Here is a 3682-nt window from a genome sequence, read left to right on the forward strand (position 1 = left end):
ACGGCTCGGGGTACCGGGCGACTTCGTCGGCCCGCACGGCCCCCGCGAGCCGCGCCACCTCGGCGGCGTCGCCGGGCTCGTCCGGCCGTACGCCCGTCTGCGCGGCCTTGAGCACGGCCACCGTCCGTCCGGCCGCCAGCGCCGCGGCCGCGACGGCGGCGGTCGCCACCGTCTTGCCGACCTCCGTGCCCGTGCCCGTGATCACCAGTACCGGCATGTCACTCTCCCGCTCATCCCTCGCGCGCCGCCGCGCACACCGCCCGCGCGATCCGCGCCACGTCCGCGTCGCCCGTGACGTACGGCGGCATCGTGTAGACGAGGTCGCGGAACGGCCGCAGCCACACGCCCTCGCGCACGGCCGCCCGGGTCGCCGCCGCCATGTCGACCGGGTGGTCCAGCTGGACCACCCCGATGGCACCGAGGACCCGTACGTCCTTCACTCCCGGCATCTCGCGTGCGGGCGCCAGCCCCTCCCGCAGCCCCGCCTCGATCCGCTTGACCTCCGCGAGCCAGTCCTGGCCCAGCAGCAGCTCGATCGAGGCGCAGGCGACCGAGGCCGCCAGCGGGTTGCCCATGAAGGTGGGGCCGTGGGCGAGGACCGGGACCTCGCCCCGCGAGATGCCGTCGGCCACCCGTGACGCGCACAGCGTCGCCGCTAACGTCAGATAACCGCCGGTCAGCGCCTTGCCCACGCACATCACGTCCGGGGTGACCGCCGCGTGTCCCGCCGCGAACAGCGCGCCCGTGCGGCCGAACCCGGTCGCGATCTCGTCGAACACCAGCAGCACGCCGTGCTCGTCGCACGCCTCGCGCAGCACCCGCAGATATGCGGGGGAGTGGAACCGCATCCCGCCCGCGCCCTGCACCACCGGCTCGACGATCACGGCGGCCAGCTCGTCGGCGTGCCGCTCGATCAGCGTGCGCAAGTGGTCGGCGTACGACTCCTCGAACTCCACCGGCGGCGGGTCCGCGAACACCTGGCGCTGGAGCACCCCGGACCACAGCTCGTGCATCCCGCCCTCGGGGTCGCACACCGACATCGGCTGCCAGGTGTCGCCGTGGTAGCCGCCGCGCCAGGTCAGCAGGCGCTGCTTCGCCGGGCGGCCGAGCGAGCGCCAGTACTGCAGGCACATCTTCACCGCGACCTCGACCGACACCGACCCGGAATCGGCGAGGAAGACATGCTCCAGACCATCAGGCGACATGTCGACAAGGAGCTTCGCGAGCCGTACGGCGGGCTCGTGGGTGAGCCCGCCGAACATCACATGGCTCATCCGACCGAGCTGCTCGCGCACGGCCTCGTTGAGCACCGGGTGGTTGTAGCCGTGGATCGCCGACCACCAGGACGACATGCCGTCGACCAGTTCGCCCGAGCCGTCCGCCATCTTCAGGCGTACCCCGCTCGCCGACTCCACGACGAGCGGTTCCTGCCGGCCCGGCATCGGACCGTACGGATGCCAGACGTGCCGCCGGTCCAGCTCCAGCAGCTCGGCGACAGGCAGGCCGGTCGGGTCAGGCATTGGGCGCGAGGTCCGTTCCGGCGCCTCGACGGCGTACGGCGACCAGGTCCGTACGGGCCTCGCCCGCCGGCGCGGCGGCCGGAGCGGAACCGCACGCACCGCCCCCCTCCTGGGAGGACCCGCACCCGGCGGCCTCCTCGGAGCCGCAACCGCCCCTGCGGTGCTCCGGCAGCGTCACCTGGTCGGTGCCCTCCACCTCGAACCCGGCGTCCGCGATCATGTCCAGGTCGGCCTTGCCGGCCTGGCCCTCACTGGTGAGGTAGTCACCCAGGAAGATCGAGTTGGCCAGGTGCAGGGCGAGCGGCTGCATCGACCGCAGATGGACCTCGCGCCCGCCCGCGATGCGTACCTCGACGTCCGGGCAGACGAACCGGACCATCGCCAGGATCCTCAGACAGCGCTGCGGGGTGAGGTTCCACTCCTTGGCCAGCGGCGTGCCCTCGAACGGGATCAGGAAGTTGACCGGCACCGAGTCCGCGTCCAGCTCACGCAGCGAGAAGACCACGTCGATCAGGTCCTCGTCGCGCTCGCCCATGCCGGCGATCAGCCCGGAGCAGGCGGACAGCCCGGCCGCGTGCGCCTTCTGCACGGTGTCCACCCGGTCGGCGTACGTGTGCGTGGTCGTGATGTCCCCGTACGTCTCCTCGGACGTGTTCAGGTTGTGGTTGTAGGCGTCCGCGCCCGCCTCGCGCAGCCGCTCGGCCTGTCCGTCGGAGAGCAGACCGAGACAGGCGCACACCTCGACGCCCTCGTTCTGGTCCTTGATCGTCTTGATGGTGTCGGAGACCCGGTCCACGTCCCGGTCGGTGGGCCCGCGCCCGCTCGCCACCAGGCACACCCGTTTGGCGCCTCCGGCCAACCCGGCCGCCGCGGCCTTCGAGGCGTCGTCGGGCTTGAGCCAGGTGTACTTGAGGATGCCGGCGGTGGAGCCGAGCCGCTGCGAGCAGTAGGAACAGTCCTCCGGGCACAGGCCCGACTTGAGGTTGACGAGGTAGTTGAGTTTCACCCGCCGGCCGAACCAGTGCCGGCGTACCTTGCCGGCCGCGGCCACCACATCGAGCAGGTCGTCGTCGGAAGTGGCGAGGACGGCCAGCGCCTCCTCGCGGGTCGGCAGCTCGCGCCGAAGCCCCTTGTCCACCAGCGTGTTCAGCAGGTCCATGAGAGCCGATCCTGTCCTACGCAGGCGCTTTCGGCCAAGGAGAGTTCGGACAACGAAGGCTCTTCGACGTGTGGGTATTGCCACATCATGGGTGCCCGGCCGTCCCGCTAGGGTCTGTGAACTGCCTACAAAACGCCGGCACCGCCGGCACATTCCCTGGAGGGCCGATGGCGTTCGCCTGGATCGACGAGCAGGCCGAGCTGCGCCGCCGCGCCGGACTCGTACGGACGCTGCGCCCCCGCCCCTCCGACTCACCGCTCCTGGACCTGGCGAGCAACGACTACCTGGGACTGGCGCGGCACCGGGAGGTCACCGAGGGTGCGGCGCGGGCCGCGCGGACCTGGGGCGGCGGCTCGACGGGATCCCGGCTCGTCACCGGCACCACGGAACTCCACCACGAGCTGGAACAGGAACTCGCCGACTTCTGCGGCGTCGAGGCGGCCCTGGTGTTCTCCTCCGGGTACGCGGCCAACCTCGCCGCGGTCACCGCGCTGGCCCCGCACGGCTCGCTGATCGTCTCCGACGCCGGCAACCACGCCTCACTGATCGACGGCTGCCGCCTGGCCCGGGGCGCCACGCAGGTCGTCGCGCACGCCGACCCGGACGCGGTACGCAAGGCACTGAGGACGCACGAGGGCCCCGCCGTCGTCGTGTCCGACACCGTCTTCTCCGTCGACGGCGACGCGGCCCCGCTGGCCGGGCTCGCCGAGGCCTGCCGGGAGCGCGGCGCGGGACTGGTCGTCGACGACGCCCACGGCCTCGGTGTCCTCGGCGACGGCGGCCGCGGCGCCCCGCACGCCGCGGGGCTCGGGGGCGCCGACGACGTCGTCGTGACGATCACACTGTCCAAGTCGCTCGGCAGCCAGGGCGGCGCGGTCCTCGGCCCCGCCCGGGTGATCGACCACCTGGTCAACGCGGCCCGGACCTTCATCTTCGACACCGGCCTCGCCCCCGCGGCGGCGGGCGCGGCCCTCGCGGCCCTGCGCCTGCTGCGCCGCGAGCC

At 72.7% G+C, this 3682-nt stretch carries 4 protein-coding genes; 1 reads left to right on the top strand and 3 read right to left on the bottom strand.

Features of this window, described 5'->3' with window-relative positions; all coding sequences use genetic code 11:
- From ACWBNA_RS19580 to bioB, 3 genes are all read right to left on the bottom strand, one after another.
- A partial coding sequence (locus ACWBNA_RS19580; protein WP_482705715.1) for an AAA family ATPase occupies window positions 1-217 on the bottom strand: 217 nt, incomplete at its 3' end.
- 13 nt (window positions 218-230) lie between these two features.
- Window positions 231-1520: an adenosylmethionine--8-amino-7-oxononanoate transaminase gene (locus ACWBNA_RS19585; protein ID WP_482705716.1), complete on the bottom strand. Its 1290-nt coding sequence runs from the start codon at window positions 1518-1520 to the stop codon at window positions 231-233.
- Complete coding sequence (bioB, locus tag ACWBNA_RS19590; protein WP_482705717.1) at window positions 1513-2679, bottom strand: biotin synthase BioB; 1167 nt, start codon at window positions 2677-2679, stop codon at window positions 1513-1515. Before bioB ends, ACWBNA_RS19585 begins: the two co-directional genes overlap by 8 nt.
- Before the next feature lie 167 nt (window positions 2680-2846).
- Between bioB and ACWBNA_RS19595 the strand changes: the two genes are divergently transcribed.
- Window positions 2847-3682 (top strand): 8-amino-7-oxononanoate synthase (locus ACWBNA_RS19595; RefSeq protein WP_482705718.1); only part of this gene is annotated, 836 nt, incomplete at its 3' end.

It is taken from the genome of Streptomyces sp. Q2, from assembly GCF_056820935.1.

Bases quoted from the DNA above. Each gene is read 5' to 3' on its own strand.
- bioB (WP_482705717.1), bottom strand. From the start codon at position 2,679: ATGGACCTGCTGAACACGCTGGTGGACAAGGGGCTTCGGCGCGAGCTG.
- ACWBNA_RS19585 (WP_482705716.1), bottom strand. From the start codon at position 1,520: ATGCCTGACCCGACCGGCCTGCCTGTCGCCGAGCTGCTGGAGCTGGAC.